Raw genomic sequence first — 19,492 nt, forward strand, 5'->3', positions numbered from 1 at the left:
TCTGGTCTGGTTTAGAAGCCCACGTTCAGGCCTACCACGTAGGCGCGGTTCAGCGGCCGGTCGATGACGCCCTCCCCTTCCGGGTCAAAGTCCTTCAGGTTACTGAGCGTGTACAGGTTGCGGCCCGACACGTACACCCGCACGTTGTCGATTTTGGCCTTGCCCACCACGCCTTTCGAGATGGTGTAGCCCAGGGTCACGTTGCGCACCTTGGCCCAGGAGGCCTCGCGCTCGGTGAGCGTGGTGATGTAGCTCAAGGTGCGGGTGGCGTGGGGGCGCGGGTACTCGTTGGTGGGGTTTTCGGGCGTCCAGTAGTCCACGCGGGCCCCGTTCACGTTGCCGGTGCGCGAGTACTTGGCGTAGTAGTCGGAGCTGATCCACTGGCCCACGCGGGCCACCAGCAGCATGTTCAAATCGAAGCCCTTGTAGCGCACGTCGTTGCTCAGGCCGCCGGTCCACTTGGGCACCCGCGAGCCGATGACGCGGCGGTCGGCGGCGGTGATGCGGCCGTCGGGCACGCCGTCGGGGCCGGAAATGTCGGCCACCTTGATGTCGCCGGGCTGGAAGACGCCGGCGCCGTACTGGGCCGCCTCGGCCTCTTCGCCCAGCTGCCAGATGCCGGTTTTCACGTAGTCGTAGTACACCTGCGCCGGCTGGCCCACGATGAGGGAGTTGCGGTAGTCATCGGCAATAACGTTGCCGTTGGGCAGCTCCACGATGGTTTCGCGGTTGCGGGCGTAGGTCAGCGTGGTCGACCACGACAAACTCTCGCCCCGCAGGTTCTGCGAGGTCAGGGACACTTCCCAGCCGCGGTTGCGCGTGCGGCCGATGTTGCGGTTCACCGTCGTCACGCCCGTGAAAGCGGGCAGCGTGTAGGGGAAAATCAGGTCGCGGGTCTGCGCGTCGTAGTAGTCGACGGTGCCGGTGAGGCGGTTGTCGAAGAAGCCAAAGTCCACGCCCACGTCGGTGGTGTAGGTTTTCTCCCAGGTCAGGTCCTGGTTGCCGATGGTGGGCGAAATCGTGTAGGTCGGCGCGGCGTTGGCGTCGAGGTAGGCGAATTGCGTGGCCGTCAGCGAGTTTTGGGTGCCGTAGGGGTTGATGCCGTCGTTGCCCGACACGCCGTAGGAGCCGCGCAGCTTCAGCTCGGTCATGAACTTCAGGCCCTGCATAAACGACTCGTCGATGAGGCGCCAGCCCAGGCCGGCCGAGGGGAAGTAGGCCCACTTCTGGCCCGGCGCCAGCTTCGAGGAGCCGTCGGCGCGGGTGGTGAAGGTGAGCAGGTAGCGGCCCTTCCAGCTGTAGTTCACGCGCCCGGCAAAGGAAATCAGGTTGTTGCGGGTGTAGCCCGAGCCGAAGAACGGGTTCTGGTTGGCCGCCCCCAGGTTGTAGAACGACTGCGAGGGCAGCACCTGGTTCTGGCCGCCGGCGAAGCTGCTGGTATTGACGAACACCAGGTGGCTGCCCACCCCGGTGAGGGTGAGCGAATGGTCGCCCACGTCCTTTTTATAGGTCAGGATGTTTTCCCAGCTCAGGTTGCGGCTCTGGTTGTTGGTAATCGAGGCCTGGGAGCGGTTGCCGGCCCCGTCGATGGTGTTCAGGCCGAAGAAGTTGCCGGCCTCGGAGGTGGCGTAGTTGGCCGCAAACATCGAGCGGAAGCTCAGCCCGTCGAGCGGGGTCAGCTCCACGTAGGCGGCGGCGGTGAAGCGGTTGGTCTTGGTGTTGCGGTCGTACACGCCGGGCTGCTCGTCGGCCAGCGGGTTGATCTGGGTGCTGCCCAGCAGGCGGAAGTTCAGCCGGCCCTCGTCGTCGTAGGCGCGGCCCAGCGGAATGGCCTGGGAGGCGAGGTTGAACGGGTCGCGGCGGATGTCGTTGTTGATGTAGGCCAGCTGCGTCTGCACGCCCACTTTCAGCCACTTGTTCACCGTCTGGTCGATGTTGGCGCGGGTGGTGTAGCGCTTGAAGCGGTCCAGCTTCATCAGCCCCTTCTCGTCGTAGTAGCCCAGCGAGAAGTACACCTTGGTATTCTCCGAGCCGCCCGAGAGGCCCACCTGGTAGTTCTGCTGCATGCCGGTGTGTAGCAGCTGGTCGGGCCAGTTGATGTACTCCTGGTTGGCAATGGCCTCGCGCTGCTGCGGGGTGAAGGCCACCGCGTCGTCGGCGGGCGAGTTCCAGGTGCCGGCGGCGCGGAAGGCCTCGCGGCGGAAGTCCACCCACTCGGGCCCGCTCATAAACTCGCCGTACCCAGCCACCTTCGTGATGCCGCTGTAGGCGTTGAAGTTGATTTTGGGCTTGCCGGTGGCCCCGCGCTTGGTGGTGATGATGATGACGCCGTTGGCCCCGCGCGAGCCGTAAATCGAGGTCGAGGACGCGTCCTTGAGCACCTCGATGCTCTGCACGTCGTTCGGGTCGATGTCGGCCGCGTTGACGTTCTGCACCCCGTCGACGATGTAGAGCACGTTGTTGGACGAGCCGGGGTTGGCAATGGAGCGGTTGCCGCGGATGCGGATGCTGGCGCCCTGGCCGGCGTAGCCGTTGGCCCGGCTGATGTCGGCGCCCGGAATCTTGCCCTGCAGCGCCTCGGTGATGGTCGTCACCGGCAGCTTGGTTACCTCCTCCCCTTTCACCGACGTGACGGCCCCGGTCAGGTCGCGCTTTTTCACCGTGCCGTAGCCGATAACCACCACGTCTTCCAGCGACGCCGTTTCCGGGGCCAGCTTGATTTCCACCCGCGTCTGGTCGGGGCGCACTACGAGTTCCTGCCGGGCGTAGCCGAGGTACGAGACGATGAGCGTGGCCTCCTGCTTGTCGGCCACCTGCACCGTGAAGTTGCCTTCGGTGTCGGTGCTGGCCCCGTTGGTGGTGCCCTTCACGACCACCGTCACGCCCGGCAGCGCCTCCGCCTTATCGGCGCTGACAACTTGCCCGGTGACGGTCCGCGTCTGCGCCTGCGCGGCCGAGACGATGAGCAGCGAAGCCGCTGCCAGTGGGAATAGTGGTTTCATTGGCTGGGATGCAAGAGGTGTAGGAAGCGGTGCGGTAGTCAGTGGGGCGGAGGTACGGGCCCGGGAGGTCGGGTTATAGCGCGGCCAGCTCGGCGGTGCGGGCCGGGGTGCGGGTTTCGAGGCCGGCTACGTCGCCGCAAAAATGCACCTGCAGGCCCATTTCGGCCAGCGCGGCGGCTTTGATGCGGCAGGCCTGGTGGGCCTGGGCTTCGTCGGCGGCGTACACCACCTGGATATGGTTGGCCTTGTGGCGGGCCATCATCTGGTCGCGCGAGACACCTTTAAGAGTAGCGTGCATGATGGGCCACTGCGGGGTGGTTTCCTGCCAGCGGCGCTGGGTTTCGGCCTCGGGCAGCTGCACGGCCTGGCCCACGCCCAGGTCGCAGTGCAGCTGGTTGTCCTGCACGTACACCCGGCTCCAGACGATATGGCCCGGCCGGCTCACGCCCTTCAGGCTGCCTCCGCCGAGGCGGAAGTACATGGGCGGCTGCCGCTCGGAGCTGGCGCCCCGGTAGCCGCCCTCGAAGTGGGCCGGCGGGGCAGCGCCCGAAATCAAAAACACCCACACAAACTCCTCGCCCTGGCCGGCGTCGAAGCTCTGGCCCCAGCGCAAATCGTGCAGGGTGGTTTCCCCGCTCAGCCCTAGCTGCTGCCACAGGCCGTAGGTTACCAGCGCGTCGAGGCCCGCGCACTCGTCCACTTCGTTGAAGTGCGGCAGGGCCTGGCCGGCGTACAGCTCGCGGCCGTCGGCCGCGTACACGGGCGGGCGGTCCTGGTTGTTCAGGAGGCCCTCCACCAGGTCGGAGGCCACGGTGAGGTCTTTCAGGCCCTGCTGGTACTGAATACCGATGGTGGCGCAGCCAAACTCGTCGGCGAGGCGCACGGCGGCCACGTACATCTTGCACTGCTCCAGGGTCTGGGCTTCGGTCAGCTCGGTGGCCTCGTCCGAGCCCCACTTGAAGGTCATGCCTTTATTAAGGAGCCAGTCGAGCACCTGCCGGGCTTCCTGGTCCGCGACGGTGCGCATAGCGGCGTAGAGGGTGGCCTGGCTGAGGCGCTCCTTGAAGAGGCCGGTGGCGTGCAGCAGCTCGTCGGGCACAATGGCGTTGTACATGCCCATGCAGCCCTCGTCGAACACGCCCATGATGGCCTTGTCCCGGCGCAGCCGGCGGCCGAAAGCGCGGCCCTGCTCCTCCTCGGCGGCGGGCAGCTGCACCTGGCCCAGGCTGCGCACGTGGCTGTGGTCGTGCTCAATCTTGCCAGTCGTCAGCCACTGTTGCAGGCCCTGTTCGAAGAACTCATCGGTGAAATCCTCGCTCCAGAGGGTGCTGTACTGCACGCCGGCTTTGGTGAGGCAGCCGTTCAGGTTCAGCATGCCCACCAGGCCGGGCCACTGCCCGCTCCAGTTGGCCACCGTCAGGATGGGGCCGCGGTGGGTGGTCAGGCCAGCCAGCACGTGGTGCGAGTACTGCCACACGCTCTCGGCCACGATGAGCGGCTGCTCGGGGTCCAGGCCACGGAACACTTCCAGGCCCATTTTCTGCGAGTCGAGGAAGCCGTGACGCTTCTCGGGGTCGTAGGCGTGGGCGCGGCGCACGGCGTAGCCCTGGCGGGCCAGGGCGGCGGTGAGCTGGGCTTCCATGGCCTGCTGGGCGGGCCAGCAATCCTGGTTGGCGGCCAGGCGCAGGTCGCCGCTGGCGAGGAGGAGTACTTCGTTGCGGGGGGTGGTAGCGGCCACGGGCAGTGGAGTTTGGGGGTGGTTAGATGCGCGACTTTAAGGAAGCGCGGGCGGCGGCCGGGGGCCAGGCGTAGTGCCAGGGGCTGGACCGACGGGCGCCCGTACACTCTTCCTTGGCAAATATGGCGGCTGCCCACGCGGCCCCCCTGCCGGTTATTATCTACTTAGTATAGGATGTTAGCATAGCCCGCCGGCTACCGAAAACGATACCGTCCAGCCTTGTTTGCGGCGTTTTTTCACTCTCCTGCTCCGTGTTTTTTTGCCCGGCCCGGCCGGCCGCCGCTGGCCCATTTTGCGGCTGAAAATGAAGGTTTTTTAAGATAAAACTCCCCCGAATAGCGGCTCCCGGCGGCTAAAGCGGCTCAGAAAAAAAAACCGGAGCAGTACTCTACAGGAGAGTACCGCCCGGGGGGTGCTCTACTTTAGTGAGTACGCACTAACTGGGACGCCATCGATTGCGCCGTTGCCACGGCTAAACGAGGGCAGGATAATATCCTAGAGTGCCGGAGCCGGAGCCGCCGGCTACCGTTCCGCTCCCGCCCCACCCGCGGCCTGTCGTCCCACCGCAGGCCGGCCGTTTCTCACCATTCTGCTCACTGGTTCCTGCTCACCCGCATTCCCATGAAGGCTCACTTTCACAAAATTCCGATCAGCTCCCACAGCTCCTTCAGCATCCGCCACGACGTGAAGCCCAACTTCGGCACCATGTGGCACTACCACCCCGAGCTGGAGCTGGTGTATAACATCCGCGGGGAGGGCGTGCGGCTGATCGGCGACAACATCAGCAACTTCTCGGCCGGCGAAATTGTGCTGCTGGGCCAGAACCTGCCCCACTCCTGGCGCTGCCACGAGGAGTATTTTCAGCACAACGAGGACCTGGAAGTCGAGGCCATCGTCATCCAGTTCATGCCCGAGTGCCTGGGCCGCTACCTGCTGGGCTTGCCCGAGGCCTACCTGGTGCCCAAGCTGTTCGAGAAGGCCAAGAGCGGGCTGCTCATCACCGGCGAAGCCCGCGAAAAGCTGGCCGAGCTGATGGTGAAAGCCGTGAAGGCCACCGACCTGGAGCGCATCATCGTGTTTCTCTCCATCCTGAAAATCCTTTCCGAAACGGAGGAAACCGAAACCATTGCCTCCAAGCACCACGCCTTCACCCAGTCGAGCGAGGCGGATGCGCAGCGCATCAACAAGGTGTGCAACTACACGATGTCGAACTACCGCAACGACATCACGCTGGAGGAAGTGGCCAGCATCAGCAACCTGAGCGTCACCTCGTTCTGCCGCTACTTCAAGCTGATTACCAAGAAGACCTACTACGATTTCCTGATCGAAATCCGCATCAGCCAGGCCTGCCGCCTGCTCATCGAGGACAAGCTGCCCACCGAGGTCATCTGCTTCGACTGCGGCTTCAACAACGTGTCGAACTTCTACCGACACTTCAAGAAAATCACCAAGATGACCCCGCTGGAGTACAAGCGCAAGTACCTGCGCGGCTACCGGGAGCTGGTGGCGGCGTAGTGTACAAGCAACGGTAAAATCAGCACGTCATCCTGAGCTTGCGAAGGACCTTCCTCGTACCCCGCACCAACGGAAAAGCGCAGCCACTAACCGAATCGGTAGTGGCTGCGCTTTTGTCGTTCCGATGGAGCAGCGTCTGCACGTTGGCATCAGCGGCGGTGCAGGGTGCGAGGAAGGTCCTTCGGCTACGCCTCAGGATGACAGCTAAAACAACGCCAGCGGTTTACGCCGCCCACTCCAGCTCCCGGCGCAGGTTGCTGTAGTCGTGGCAGAGGGTATCGACGCCCTTGCGGACGCTGCTGGACAGCGTGCCCACTTTGCGGCGGGTGAAGGTGGAAATGTCGATGCCGCGCTGCTTGAGCGAGTATTTGGCCACGATGGGGTACACGTGGTGCATCACGTTCATGTTGCGCACGAAGAAGCTCTGCACTTCGGCCACCTCCGCCGTCAGGTAGGGGTTGTCGTAGTTGTTGCAGAGCCACACGATCAGCTCCGGAAAGAAGTTGCCCTGGATGCACGACAGGCCCGCGGCGCCGGCCTTGAGCGAGTCCACCGCGTGCACCATGTAGGCGTCGTAGAGGCCGAAGTTGTGGCCCTGCACGGCGGCCAGCTTCTCGCGCACGCAGTCGATGTCGAGGCAGGTGTCCTTGTGGTAGATGACGCGGCCGGTCTGCACGAAGCTGCGCAGCTGCTCGGCCGAGAGCAGGCGCTTGTAGGGCTCGGGGCACTCGTAGAAGCCCAGCGGGATGCCAGAGGTCTGGTCCAGCAGCTCGAACACCCGCTCGTTGAACACCTCGTCGGACTCCTGCTGGGTGGCCAGCAACCCGGTAATGGCAATGACGGCCTCGGTGCCGGCGCCGTACACCTGCTTCACGAAATCGGCCTGCTCGGTGATGCTGCCGCCGAAGGTGCCGGTAGCCACCACGGGCACTTCGCCGCCCACTACGTCGACGACGTGGCGGATGGTTTGCAGCCGCTCCTCGGCGCTGAGCTCGAACATCTCACTCGACAGGCAGTTGGCGAACAGCCCGGCGGCGCCGGCCTTTAAGTACAGCTCCGTCAGGCGGGTAAGGGCGGGGTAGTCGACTTGCCCGTCGCTCTGAAAAGGCGTGAGCATGACCGGGATAAATCCCTTGCGCGATTTTTCCATTTTCTTGGTGACCAAACTTATGAGGGCGGCCGGCGTGTGTGTGGTACCGGCCCGGTTGTGGAATGACAGCGTCAGGCGGGAGGCCGGCTAAACCACCGAGTGGTGGGCCGGCGCCGGGTTTTCTTGTAGCGTTTTGTGGCGGCGCAGCTTGCCCAGCAGCAGGCCCACCAGGAAAATCGTGAGCGTACCCACGACGATAATCATGCTCTTGTGCAGCGGATTGCGCAGGGCGGCCAGGTCGGCGGGCAGCCGGTCGGAGAAGGTCATCCACAGAATCACCAGCACGCCGATAATGGTGGCGGTGAGGGCCTCCGCGTTGCCGGTCTGCCGGCTGATGACGCCCAGCAGGAACAAGCCCAGCATGCCCGCGGCGAAGATGCCCGACAGCTCCCACCACACATCCAGCACGCTCTTGACGCCAATCATGGCAATGCCCACGCCCATGCCGGCCAGGCCGACGACGACCGTACCGAGGTGCAGCAGGCGCAGCATCTGCCGGCCGGTCAGCTCGGGCTTGAAGTAGCGCTGGTAGATGTCGGCGGTGAAAACGGTGGCCGAGGCGTTCATGCCCGAGCTGATGGTGCTCATGGCCGCCGACAGAATGGCCGACACGATGAGGCCCACGAAGCCGGCCGGAATCTTGGTGACCATGAAGTGGGGCATCACCTTGTCGCCGTAGTCGGCGGGCACGAGGGCGGCGGCGGCGCGGGCAATTTCGGCGGCCGAGGCGCCGGGGGCCAGCTTTTCGGCGGCCACTTTCAGCTTCACGGCCTCAATCAGCTCGGGGTGCACCTGGTAGTAGGCAAACAGGGCCGAGCCGATGACGAAGAAGAGCAGCGACGCCGGCACGTACAGCCATACGCACAGCCAGATGGACTTCGAAGCCTGCTGGGCCGAGGCCGCCGTGTGGTAGCGCTGCACGTAGTTCTGGTCGACGCCGAAGTTGTTCAGGTTGATAAAGAAGCCGTAAAGCAGCACCACCCAGAACGTGGAGGTGGTGAAGTCGGGCGCGAAACCGCCCAGGCTGAACTTGTCGTGCTGCTGCCCGATGCGGGCCACCGCGGCCACGCCGCCGGGCAGGTTGTCGACGACCAGGTACAGAATCAGCAGGGCGCCGAAGGTCTTGATGACGCCCTGCACCACCTCTGTCCAGATAACGGCCTCGATGCCGCCCAGCACGGTGTAGACGATGATGCACACGCCGGTGATGAGCATAATCCACTCCATGGAAAAGCCCGTCAGCGCCTGCAAAGTGAGGGCAATGCCGAAGAAGATGGAGCCGATGCGGGCCAGCTGCGTGAGCAGAAAGCAGATAACGGCGTAGGTGCGGGCCCAGCTGCCGAAGCGGTGCTCCAGGTGAGTGTAGGCCGATATTTCGCCGGTGCTACGGTAAAATGGTACAAAGTAGCGGGCCGCCACCCAGGCCGCCAGCGGCATGGAAAGGCTGAAAACAAAGGCGTTCCAGTTGGTGCCGAAGGCCTTGCCCGGCACGCCCAGAAACGTGTTGCTGCTCAGAAACGTCGCGTAGATGGACAGGCCGATGGCCCAGCCCGGAATCAGGCCCGAAGCCGAGGAATATTGCTCCGGATTGACGTTTCGGCGGGAAAAGTACACTCCCACGGCCACCATACCCACCAGGTACAGGGCAATGATGACAAGGTCGAGGACGCGCAGATTGCTCATGGTACAAGAAGGGCAAAATGCCGCGAACCGGCGCTGCAAGAGGAGCTTGGTGACTTATACAAAGCTAGGTTCGCGCTGAGCCCCTGCCGTGTATGATGTTCCCCGAGTATTGTAGAATATTGACGTATAGGCTACCTCCTGGGCCTCCCCCCCGGCGGCCGATGGCCTCACCCCCCGGCCCCCTCTCCCATGGAGAGGGGGAGCCAGACATCAGCAGAGTCAGCAACGACGCGGGGTGGCTGAGCGCGGGCTCAGCCACCCCGCCGCAGAAGACATCATTCAACGACGCGGAAACACAAAGCGGGAGCCATGAGCATCAGGCTCATTGGTCCCGCTGCCGTTGCTGACGTCAGGCTCCCCCTCTCTGCGGGAGAGGGGGCCGGGGGGTGAGGCCATCGGCCGCCGGGGGGGAGGCCCCTACTGCACGTCCAGGCCCGACACGCTCAGGCCGGCCGCGTCGGTGGCCGTGAGCCGGATGCGGTAGCTGCCGGCGTTAATCATGGTGCCGGTGGAGGAGGCCAGGTAGTTCCACTTGCCGGGCTTGGAGGGCACCAGCTCCACCGTTTCCTCGCGCAGCAAAGTGCCATCGGCGGCCGATACCGTGAGCTTGCCGGTGAGCGGACGGCCCACCGGATTGGCGTAGCGCACCGTGAGCGAGTACACGTCGGCCACGCCGGTCTGAATGGTCCACTCCAGGGCGGCGCCGCTGGCTTCCTTGAAGGTCACGCTTTCCTTGCCGTTGACGGTTTCGCGTGTCAGGCCGGGGCCGCTGAGCCGGGCCGTAGCGGGCTTGTAGCCGGTGGTGGCCTTCAAATCGTAGGCCGGCTCGATGTTGCTGGTGCGCCCGACGGCCACGAAAGCGGGCAGCAGACCGGGCGCATCGGGGCCGAGCGTAACGAGGCCGGCGGCCGGGAAGCGGCGGCGGTACACGCGCAGCGCGCGGGCCGCCTGCTGGTTGATGTCGACGGTGGTTTTGGTGTCTTCGTAGTCTTTCAGCCAGGCCGGCCGGCTGCTTTGCCGGGCATCGACGGCCACGTACACGTCGGCGGCCGTGGTCAGCTGGAACGTGGCGGCGTTCGGGCCCGCAGTAGCCGGTTTCAGCGGCCGCCGCAGCCACTCCGCCCCGTACAGGGCCGAGGGCAGGCCGCTGAGCGTAGCCGGGGCATCGGTGTAGGGCTGCACGCCGGTATCCAGCCAGGTTGCGGCCGCCCACTGCCCGGCTTTGGGGTCATTGATTAGCAGGCTGCCGATAACGGCCGGGGCTGCCGGAGCGGGCTTTGCGTTGGCATCAGCACTGGCCACGGCAATGGCCGAAATCAGCGCCTGCCCGGAGGCTACGCGGGGGAAGGACACCACCAGTTCCCCGCCCGTCACGCGGGTCCGAACGGTCTTTTTCAGGGCGGCATCGTGGCCGGCTTCGCGCCAGATATCGAGGTCTTTAAGCACAGTCTGCCCGTTGATGGCCACGTCGAAGAGGCGCCAGCCGGTGCAGTCCAGGCCGCCGCCGGTGCCCAGCCAGGGCTCGGTGAAGTACAGCTCCACCTGGTACTCGCCGTCGGGCAGCGGGAAGTGGTAGCGCAGCTTGTCGCGGCCGTAGCGGAAGGTCTGGAACAAGGCCCAGTCGCGGGTGCCCCGAATTGGGTCGAAGGTGCGGCGCTGGCTGGCAAAGAAGGGCGCGAGGCCGGGAAAGTCTTCGGTCCAGGACGCGGAGCCGGCCGTGCCGGGGCCGGTGCGCGGGCCATCGGAGCTCCAGCGGCTGCCGTGCTCGTCGACGTATGCCGGGCCGCCGCAGTTCACGCGGTAGAGGTAGTTCAGGCCGGGCTGCGGGGCCGTCAGCGGCTTTGCCTCCACCAGCAGCTTAGCGAAGTTCGGCGCCTGGGGCAGGTGGTGCAGCACAATAAGGTCGCGCGCCACCTCTTTACCGGCCACGTAGCCCACGGCCTGCAGCACGTTGTAGCGGATGTCGACTTGGTCCCACTGAAAGTGCGTGCCGAAAGCGCCCTGCTTTTTCCGGCCGAGCGACACGGCGTCCACGTCGTTGAACAACTCCACTTCATCGCAGTTGGAGTACACGATGAGGCTGTCCTGGCGGCCGGGCGTCAGAAACCGGTCGGGCCAGGTGTGGGAGGCCAGGTACACCATCGGCTCCTTGTCTTTGCGCGCGTAGTGCGAGCGGAACATGTAAAAGGCGTCGGTGGGCTCTTCCCAGGGCGTGAGCAGGCCCTTGTAGTTCACCGGCCCGATGCGGTCCAATTCCCGCTGCCCTTCGCCGCCCTGCACCCGGCCGGGGTTGTCGTGGGAGGTCAGCAGCCAGAAAAAGTGGCCGGCCGTCTTGTCTTTAGCCGCTTCCGCCAGGCGCACTTTCAGCTGCATGAGCTGGGCAAACCGGTCTTCGCTGTAGGGCCCGGCGTTGATGGCGGGCGGCCCTGAGCGGTGCAGATCGAGGGTGCGCCAGGCGCCGTACTCGCCGATGAGCACCTGCCGCTCCACGTCGGTGCCGTAGAGGTTCGGGTCGCCGCCGTAGGTGCCGGTCCAGTTCTGGGGCACGTCCCAGTCGGTGCCCTGGCCGCCGTTACAGGTCGTCACTTTCCGCTCCCGCGAGGCCGTGGGGTCGAGCTGGCGGATAAGCGCGGTGCACTCCCGAGCGAAGTCGGCCGGCAGAGTGCTTTCGTTTTCCAGGCCCCAGAGCACGATGGAGGGCGAGTTGCGCCGCTCCTTGATCCAGTCGACGAGCAGGGTCTTGAAGTTCTGGCGGAACTGCGGGGTGTCGTACCACACGTGGGCGGCCATCTGCGGCCACCACAGCCAGCCCAGGGAGTCCCAGTTGGCCTGGTAGCGCAGGTTGTGGGGCTGGTGGGCGTCGCGGAAGGCGTTGAAGCCGGCCGCCTTCATCTGCCCCACCCGGGTGCGAACCTGCTCCGGCGTAAAGGCGTGGCTCTGGCCCAGCAGGTGTTCGTACTCGGCAATGCCATTGATGAACACGGGTTTCCCGTTGAGCAAAAACTGCTTCTGCCCGGCCGCGGCCGCCTTGCCGATGGGCCAGCTGATCCAGCGGATGCCGTAGGGCGTCGTCAGCTCGTCCAGCGCCTTTTTGCCGGCGCTGATGCGGGTGACGAGCCGGTACAGGTACGGGTCCTGCAAGGACCACAGGTGCGGCTGATTCAGCGGCGGCAGCTGCTGGCGTAGCTCCAGCGCGGCGCCGGCGGCCAGCTTCTGCCGGCCTTTTACTTCGGCCACTACCCTACCCTGCCGGTCCAGCAGCTGGTTGAGCACCGTCAGCGTCTGGGTTTTGGCGCCGTAGTTTTTCAGCTCGGTCGTCACGTTCAGCCGGGCGGCTTGGGCGGTCAGGGTGGAGTCGGCCCAGATGTGCACGCCGAAGGGCTGGATGCGGGTGGCGCTGGTGGTGACGAGGGCCACCGGGCGGAAGATGCCCAGCGGTTGGGAGCCTTCTGAAAAGCCCCGCTCCTCGGAGCAGCCCCCGCAGACCCAGGGCAAATCCTGAATGCCGGCGGGGTGGTCGGCGCGCACGGCCAGCAGATTCGCGCCACCGTCGCGGCGCAGCGCCTCGGTCACGTCCAGCGTGAAGGTGGTGCGCCCCCCGGCGTGCGTGCCGACTTGCCGGCCGTTCAGCCAGACGGTGGCGTAGGAGCCCACGCCCTCGAAAAACAGGAAGCTGCGCTGCTCCTTGCCCGGCGCAGGGGCCGTGAACGTTTTGCGGTACCAGGCATAGCCGTGGCGGTTGCCGTGGCGCTGCCGGCGGTAGCCCTCGTAGGCGTCCCAGTTGTGGGGCACGGCCACCGGCTGCCAGCTCTTGTCGTCGTATTCGGCCCGCTCAAAGCCGTTGTGGGCCTGCTGATTCCGGTCGTCGGCCGCCGTGCGCCAGCCGTCGAGTAGCGGCAGCTCGGTGCGCAGCGCAGTTTGGGCCTGTACTCCGGCCGTGGTCAGCAGCAGGAGCAGCAGGAAGAGCGGACGGGGTAAGAAATGACTTCGCATGAGGCTATTTGAGGGCTACCGCAGCTAGACTAGAATCAGCTCCCCTGCTCAGCTGAGGAGGGGAGCTGATTCTAGCTCTAGATCTTCCGAAGCTCACCATTGAACTGGTAGGTTTTACCGGCTTTCGTGTTCAGGCTGAGCTTTTGGTCGCCGTAGCGCAGCTCGCAGGGCTGGCCGGCTTCCGATTTTATTTCCACCGCGCTCAGCTTACCGGCCTGCCAGCGCAGGTTCACGATGAAGCCGCCGCGGGCGCGCAGGCCGCGCACTTCGCCGCTGGGCCAGGCCGCGGGCAGAGCGGGCAGCAGGTCCAGGTAGCCGGCGTGGCTTTGCACGAGCATTTCGGCCATGCCGGCTGCCCCGCCGAAGTTGCCGTCGATCTGGAAGGGCGGGTGGGCGTCGAACAGGTTGTGGTACACCCCGCCCCGCTCGCTGCCGGTGCCGGTTTCGGCCGGAGCCAGCAGGTTTTCGAGGATGCGCAGGGCGTGGTTGCCGTCGCGCAGGCGGGCCCAGAGGTTGACTTTCCAGGCCAGGCTCCAGCCGGTGCCCTCGTCGCCGCGCTGCAGCAGGGAGGTGCGGGCGGCCTGGGTCAGCCGCTGGTCGGCCCATGGGATGTCGGTGCCCGGAAACACGCCCCAGAGGTGCGAGACGTGGCGGTGAGTGTCCTTGGGGTCGTCCTTATCCTCCAACCACTCCTGCAGCTGCCCGTGCCGGCCCACCTGGTTCGGGGCCAGCTGCCGGGCTTTATCGGTGAGCTGCTGACGCAACTCCGCATCCACGCCCAGGACTTCGGCGGCGGCGCTGGTGGTCCGCAGCAGCTCCCGAATGATCTGGTGGTCCATCGTGGGGCCGGCCACCAGCCCGCCGTGCTCGGGCGAGTTGGAGGGCGTGCTGATCAGCCAGCCGGTACGCTCGTCCTTCACCAGGAAGTCGAGAAAAAACTGACTGGCCTGCTTCAGCACCGGGTATTGCCGGCGCAGAAATGTTTTGTCCTGCGTGAACTGGTAATGCTCCCAGATGGGCTGCGTGAGCCAGGCCGCGCCCGTCACCCAGATGCCGTGGTTCGAGGCGTTGATGGGCGCCGTGCCGCGCCACAGGTCGGTGTTGTGGTGCAGCACCCAGCCGCCGGCGTTGTAGTGCTCCTTAGCCGTGACTTTACCCGCTTCGGCCGCTTCCTGAATCAGCCCGAACAGCGGCGCCGTGCAGGCCGACAGGCCCAGCAGCTCGGCCGGCCAGTAGTTCATCTGCAGGTTGATGTTGGTGGTGTACTTGCTGCCCCAGGAAGGCGTCAAGGACTCGTTCCACAAGCCCTGCAGGTTGGCCGGCTGCCCGCCCGCGCGGGAAGAGGAAATCAGCAAATAGCGGCCGTACTGCAGGTACAGGGCCAGCAGCGCGGGGTCGGCCGTGGGGCTGAACTGCCGGATCCGCTCGTCGGTGAAGAGCAGCTTTTCGTTCGGCCCGTGGCCCAGGTCGACGGCGAAGGTGTTGAACAGCTGCTGAAAATCGCGCTGGTGCTCCCGCTGGAGCTTGCCGAAGCTCTGGCCGCTCACGCCGCGCATGAAGGCGGCGGCGCGCTTTTCGGGGTCGGCGGCCGTGTGCTGGTAGTCCTCGAAATTGGTGGCGGCCGTCAGGTACAGCGTCACTTCGTCGGCACCTTCCACCTGGATTTGCTGGTCGGTAACCGTCACGCGGCCGTTTCTGGCGGCCACGCGCAGGTAGCTCACGCCGCGCAGCACCCCGTCGCGCACCTGCACGGCCAGGGCCAGCGTGTGGTCGTCCACGCGGTAGCTGCGGCGCTGCTGGTGCGGGCTGTCGAAGCGGGCCGTGAAGGTCAGGCTGCCTTTCAGCCCGGCGCTTAGATGACCGATGATGGCGTTGCGCGGGTGGCTGGCAAAATACTCCCGGATGTACGGCACGCCGTTGTGCTTGTAGGCCGTCACGGTTTCCGCCCGATCAATATTCAGCCGCCGGACATACGCGCTGGCTTCGGCGTGCGGGAAGTCCAGCAGCACGTCGCCGAAGGGCTGGTAGGCAGCCTGAAAGGTGGGCGTCAGCGGCGGATTCTGGTCCTGCACCCAGTACTGCCAGCCGGGGTTCAGGGCTACGCCGGTGGCCGGGTCGGCGCCCTCGGGGTAGGCCACGAACACCGGTTGCTGCTCCTTCACCCCGATCAGCCCGCCCTTGTCGTAGTAGTTGATAACCTGGATGAGCACCTCGTTGTGGCCGGCCTTCAGCGCGGCTGCGGGCACCCGGTAGCGCCGCTTCTTGGTCGTGCCCTCGTCGGTACCGACGAGCTGACCGTTGACGTAGGTCAGGTCCTGGTCGCGGATGCGGCCCAGGCTCAGCGTCAGGTCTTTGCCGGCCCAGGCGGCGGGCAGCTCGAAGCTCGTGCGCAGCCACACGGCCCCGTCGAGGCCTTCGAGGCCGGCGGCCTCCCAGCCGTTGGGCGTGGGGATGCGGATGGGCTGCCAGCCGGGGGCAGCCGCGGCCTGCGCGGCACCCACGGCCTTGATGCGCTGCAGCCAGGCGGCTTTTTGCGGCTCGTAGCCTTCTTCGTGGTCTTTCAGGCCCATGAAGTGCTCCGCGGCCAGGGCTTCGGCCTCGGCCTGCTTGCCCTGGGCCAGCAGCTGCCGGATTTGCGGCAGGTACCGGGCGGCACCGGGGCGGGCGTAGGGGCGCGGGCGGCCGGTCCAGAAGGTGGTTTCGTTGAACTGCAGCCGCTCCTGCCCCACCCCGCCGAACACCATGGCGCCGAGGCGGCCGTTGCCCAGGGGTAGGGCGTCGGTCCACTTCTCGGCGGGTTTGTTGTACCACAGCGTCAGCGGCTGCTGGGCGGCGGCGGTGAGGCTGAGGAGCAGCGTCAGGAGGAGGATGGGCAGGCGGATCATACGATTGGTTCCCGCAGAGGTGCGCTGAGGATTTCGCGGAGGTTCGCAGAGCTGTTCTAGCGGCGTTCAGGAGCCGCCGGCACTTCAGTAGCAGTTACTTCCACCGGCTGCTTTACTTCCTCACCCTTGGTAATCGGGGTTTTCAGCGCCTTCAGGTAGTTGTTCTGCAGCACGATGCCGCGGGTGTCGGCGCCTTTCAGCTTCAGGAAGGTGTCGGTGCCGAGGGCCGGGAAGCAGTTGTACACGAAGGCTTCGGCCACGTTGCCCAGCTCCACCAGCGGGGCGCCGGCGGGCACCTGGCCGCGCAGGCCGTCGAGGCGGAGCTGCTGGGCGTTTTCGGCGCGCACGGCCGGCCCAATCTGGGTGTTGACCTGCACGTTGTGGAAGGCTACGTTGCGGGCTTCGCGCACGGTGAAGCCCTGCTTGGCGTCGAGGTTCAGGTTGGAGAAGGTCACGTTTTCGATGGGCATTTCGCTCAGCCCGTTCAGCAAACCGGCCTGGTTGCCCTCGGCGGTAATGTTGCTGAAGTGGATGTTGCGGAAGCGCGGCGTGCGCTCCGACACCGGCTCGGGCTGGGAGTTGGCGTACTGCATGTCGAGCACGATAATCTGCTCCCGGATATTCTTCATCACCACGTTATCCACGCGAATGTCCTCCACCACCCCGCCGCGGCCGCGGGCCGTCTTGATGCGGATGCCCCGGTCGGTGCCGTCGAATACGCAGTTCGAGATGGTGATTTTCTTCACCCCGCCCGACATTTCCGAGCCGATAACCACCCCGCCGTGCCCGCTCAGCATGGTGCAGTTGGTGATGGTGTAGTTTTCGGCCGGCACGTTCATCTGCCGCCCCGCCCGGTCCTTGCCCGATTTGATGGTGATGCAGTCGTCGCCGACGCTGATGTGGCAGTCGGAGATGTGCACGTTGCGGCAGGACTCGGGGTTGATGCCATCCGTGTTCGGCGACTTGGGGTTGTTGATGGTCACGCCCGTCACCGTCACGTTGTCGCAGAACTCGGGGTTGACGGTCCAGAACGGCGAGTTGCGGATGGTAATGCCCTCGATGCGCACGTTCTTGCAGTACATCGGCTGGATGAAAGGCGGACGCATAAAGCCGCGCTCAATCACGCCCGGCAGATCGGGCTTCAGAATATCCTTGTTCAGCCGGAAAAACTCCTGCTGCCACTTCGAATCCTGGCTGGCCCTGGACTTGCCCTCCGCGAAGTCCCACCACTTCTTGCCCTGCCCGTCGATGATGCCCCGGCCCTTGATGGTGATATTCTCCGCTTTGTAGGCGTAGAACAAGGGCGAGAAGCTGGTAATGTCGATGCCCTCGTAGCGGGTGGGCACCATCGGCAGGTAGTCGTCGAAATTGTCGCTGAAGTACAGAATGGCCCCGGCGTCAATGTCGATGGTGATGTTGCTTTTCAGGTGAATCGGGCCGGTGCGGTACTTGCCGGCCGGGAAATACACCGTGCCCCCGCCCGCCTTGCTGGCCGCCGCAATGGCCTTGCGGATGCCCTCGGTGCTGAGCTTGGTGCTGTCGTTGCGGGCCCCGTACTTGAGCACGTTGTAGTACTGCTGGGCCTGGGCGGCGGAGGTGCCGAGCAGCAGAAGCAGCAGACCGAGGAAGGAGCGGCGCAAGGAAGCAGGGAAAGTATGAGTCATGGTAAGAGTCGCTTTAAGCTATGGCTGGCCTGCTCAATCAGGCCGTCATGCTGAGCTTGCCGAAGCATCTCTACCGCTTCGTTGAATAGTACCTGACGAAGCGGTAGAGATGCTTCGGCAAGCTCAGCATGACGTTCTTTTCTCAGTCGGTCAACGTCAGCACGCGAGATGTCTCGGCAAGCTCGACATGACGTTCTGGGTTCCTTCCTGTACTACCCCGGTAGCTTGGCCGTCAGGCGCTGCAGCTTATCCGCCCGCCCGATTTCCTTACCGTCGGCAAACACGCGCAGGCCCGGGCCTTTGCCGTACTTCTGGCCGGTTTTGTCCCAGATAATGGTAAGGGTGCGGCCGTGGTAGCGCAGCTCGTCGAGGCAGAAATAGTCCCACTGGCCCTCGGGAACCAGCGGCACCAGCTCCACCACGTTGTCGGCGCGGGGCTTCAGGCCCACCAGGCCGGTGATGATGAGGTCGGCGAAGCCGGAGTGGTTGTAGTAGCTGCTGCGCGGGTTGTCGCCCTTCAGCCACTCGCCGTTTTTCTCGTCCTGGTATTCGCCGAGGTAGGGCTGGCCGTTTTTGCGGTGCGAGAGGGCGTATTTGCGCAGCTCGTCGTAGTACACCTGCCGGCTCATGCCGTCCTGGTGCTTGTAGGCGGTGAGCAGGTTGGCCAGCCCTTTTAGCGTCTGGGTGGTGGCGTAGGGCCACACGGCGCCGTCCCACTCGCAGCCGTGGCCCGAGCCGTGGGTGCGGAAGCCGGGGGCGCGGCGCTCGGCCGTGGTCAGGCCCCAGGGCGCCTTGAAGCCGCCCTCGTCGGTGAGCTGCGCCCACTGCCGGGCATACTTGGCCTTGTCGGCGGGCAGGGAGAAGTACCACGGGATGTAGCCCAGCTCCTCGCGCCACTCGCAGAGGCCGCCTTTCTCGTACTGCACCTTGAAAAACGCGTCCTCGTCGTCCCAGAGCACGCGCTGCACGTCGGCGCGTAGCTGCTTGGCCTTAGCGGCGTACTTGCGTTGCAGCGAGTCGGTGCCGGTCAGCCGGGCCATTTCCACCAGGGCCTTGGCGTTGCCGTACATGTAGCTGTTGATGGTCGGGCGCACGTTTTTCACCTTGCGCCCCCCGCTGATGGATTCCTCCATGGCGTCCTTCACGTCGTACTGCCAGAACATCTGGCTGGGCAGCATCCGCTCCTTTTCCCAGAGCTTGTAGTCGGCACTAAGCGCGGGCAGCAGCTCCTGCACGAAGGGCTTGTTCGGATTGACTAAGTGGAAGTTCCACACCGCGTCCTGCAGCCAGCTGCTGAAGCCGTGCAGGCGCGGGGCCGTGCGCTTCGAGTCCACGTACAGCCAGAACTTGGTGTACTGCTCGATGTACTGCGGATTGCGCAGCCAGCGGCCCTCGTAGATATGGTGCCCCAGCGCGCTGCTGATGGTGTTGTGGGTGCCCGCGTGCTTCATCGGGGTGATGAACTCGGTGAACACGTAGCCGTCGGGCGTCTGCTTGAGATGCTTGCGCAGGCACCACCAGCGGTAGTAGTAGGTATGCTGCAGGGCCGAATCGGGGCACTCGAAGCGCGGCACCTGCTGGCTGAGCCAGTCGGCCGCCTGGGCGTTGGGCACCAGATTGATGACGTCCTCCTTTTCCAGCTCGTTGAAGCGGGCCACGTCGGCGCGCAGCGTGGCGTCGCTGAGCACGAAGCCGGTTTGGGCCTGGGCGGCGGATCCGGCGAGCAGGCCAAAGGAAAGCAGAAGCGCGGTGGTATGGCGGAAAGTCATGCGGGTGGATTCGGATTCAGAAGCGGGCGGCGCGGACGTCGGTTCCCGCAGAGGTGCGCAGAGGGTGTCGCGGAGGCACGCAGAGGCAACGAC

At 65.2% G+C, this 19,492-nt stretch carries 9 protein-coding genes; 1 reads left to right on the plus strand and 8 read right to left on the minus strand.

Features of this window, described 5'->3' with window-relative positions:
• Positions 1-11: 11 nt before the first annotated feature.
• A complete protein-coding gene (locus EJV47_RS07555) occupies positions 12-3,002 on the minus strand; it encodes a SusC/RagA family TonB-linked outer membrane protein (protein ID WP_126692537.1) in 2,991 nt (996 codons plus the stop codon).
• A gap of 73 nt (positions 3,003-3,075) precedes the next feature.
• Complete coding sequence (locus tag EJV47_RS07560; RefSeq protein ID WP_126692538.1) at positions 3,076-4,740, minus strand: fucose isomerase; 1,665 nt, start codon at positions 4,738-4,740, stop codon at positions 3,076-3,078.
• Between the two features lie 621 nt (positions 4,741-5,361).
• Here EJV47_RS07560 and EJV47_RS07565 point away from each other — a divergent pair.
• On the plus strand, positions 5,362-6,255 hold the full coding sequence (locus tag EJV47_RS07565; RefSeq protein ID WP_126692539.1) for an AraC family transcriptional regulator: 894 nt from the start codon (positions 5,362-5,364) through the stop codon (positions 6,253-6,255).
• 223 nt (positions 6,256-6,478) lie between these two features.
• On the opposite strand, the gene EJV47_RS07570 is transcribed toward EJV47_RS07565, so the two are convergent.
• From EJV47_RS07570 to EJV47_RS07595, 6 genes are all read right to left on the minus strand, one after another.
• Entirely contained in the window at positions 6,479-7,405 is a 927-nt protein-coding gene (locus tag EJV47_RS07570; RefSeq protein WP_126692540.1) for a dihydrodipicolinate synthase family protein, read from the minus strand.
• A gap of 87 nt (positions 7,406-7,492) precedes the next feature.
• A complete protein-coding gene (locus EJV47_RS07575) occupies positions 7,493-9,088 on the minus strand; it encodes a sodium:solute symporter family protein (RefSeq protein ID WP_126692541.1) in 1,596 nt (531 codons plus the stop codon).
• A gap of 417 nt (positions 9,089-9,505) precedes the next feature.
• Entirely contained in the window at positions 9,506-13,081 is a 3,576-nt protein-coding gene (locus EJV47_RS07580; protein WP_126692542.1) for a malectin domain-containing carbohydrate-binding protein, read from the minus strand.
• 77 nt (positions 13,082-13,158) lie between these two features.
• A complete protein-coding gene (locus EJV47_RS07585; RefSeq protein ID WP_126692543.1) occupies positions 13,159-15,966 on the minus strand; it encodes a glycoside hydrolase family 95 protein in 2,808 nt (935 codons plus the stop codon).
• A 56-nt stretch (positions 15,967-16,022) separates the two neighbouring features.
• Positions 16,023-17,630 (minus strand): glycoside hydrolase family 28 protein, encoded by a 1,608-nt coding sequence (locus tag EJV47_RS07590; RefSeq protein WP_126692544.1) that lies wholly within the window; start codon positions 17,628-17,630, stop codon positions 16,023-16,025.
• Positions 17,631-17,842: 212 nt separating this feature from the next.
• Entirely contained in the window at positions 17,843-19,399 is a 1,557-nt protein-coding gene (locus EJV47_RS07595) for an MGH1-like glycoside hydrolase domain-containing protein (protein ID WP_126692545.1), read from the minus strand.
• Between the last annotated feature and the right edge of the window lie 93 nt (positions 19,400-19,492).

The organism is Hymenobacter gummosus (assembly GCF_003970915.1).
GTDB classification, from domain to species: Bacteria; Bacteroidota; Bacteroidia; order Cytophagales; family Hymenobacteraceae; genus Solirubrum; species Solirubrum gummosum.

Excerpts from the sequence above, each read along its gene's own strand:
- EJV47_RS07595 (WP_126692545.1), bottom strand. The coding sequence starts at position 19,399 with ATGACTTTCCGCCATACCACCGCGCTTCTGCTTTCCTTTGGCCTGCTC.
- EJV47_RS07590 (WP_126692544.1), bottom strand. The coding sequence starts at position 17,630 with ATGACTCATACTTTCCCTGCTTCCTTGCGCCGCTCCTTCCTCGGTCTG.
- EJV47_RS07555 (WP_126692537.1), bottom strand. The coding sequence starts at position 3,002 with ATGAAACCACTATTCCCACTGGCAGCGGCTTCGCTGCTCATCGTCTCG.
- EJV47_RS07585 (WP_126692543.1), bottom strand. The coding sequence starts at position 15,966 with ATGATCCGCCTGCCCATCCTCCTCCTGACGCTGCTCCTCAGCCTCACC.
- EJV47_RS07570 (WP_126692540.1), bottom strand. The coding sequence starts at position 7,405 with ATGGAAAAATCGCGCAAGGGATTTATCCCGGTCATGCTCACGCCTTTT.
- EJV47_RS07565 (WP_126692539.1), top strand. The coding sequence starts at position 5,362 with ATGAAGGCTCACTTTCACAAAATTCCGATCAGCTCCCACAGCTCCTTC.
- EJV47_RS07580 (WP_126692542.1), bottom strand. The coding sequence starts at position 13,081 with ATGCGAAGTCATTTCTTACCCCGTCCGCTCTTCCTGCTGCTCCTGCTG.
- EJV47_RS07575 (WP_126692541.1), bottom strand. The coding sequence starts at position 9,088 with ATGAGCAATCTGCGCGTCCTCGACCTTGTCATCATTGCCCTGTACCTG.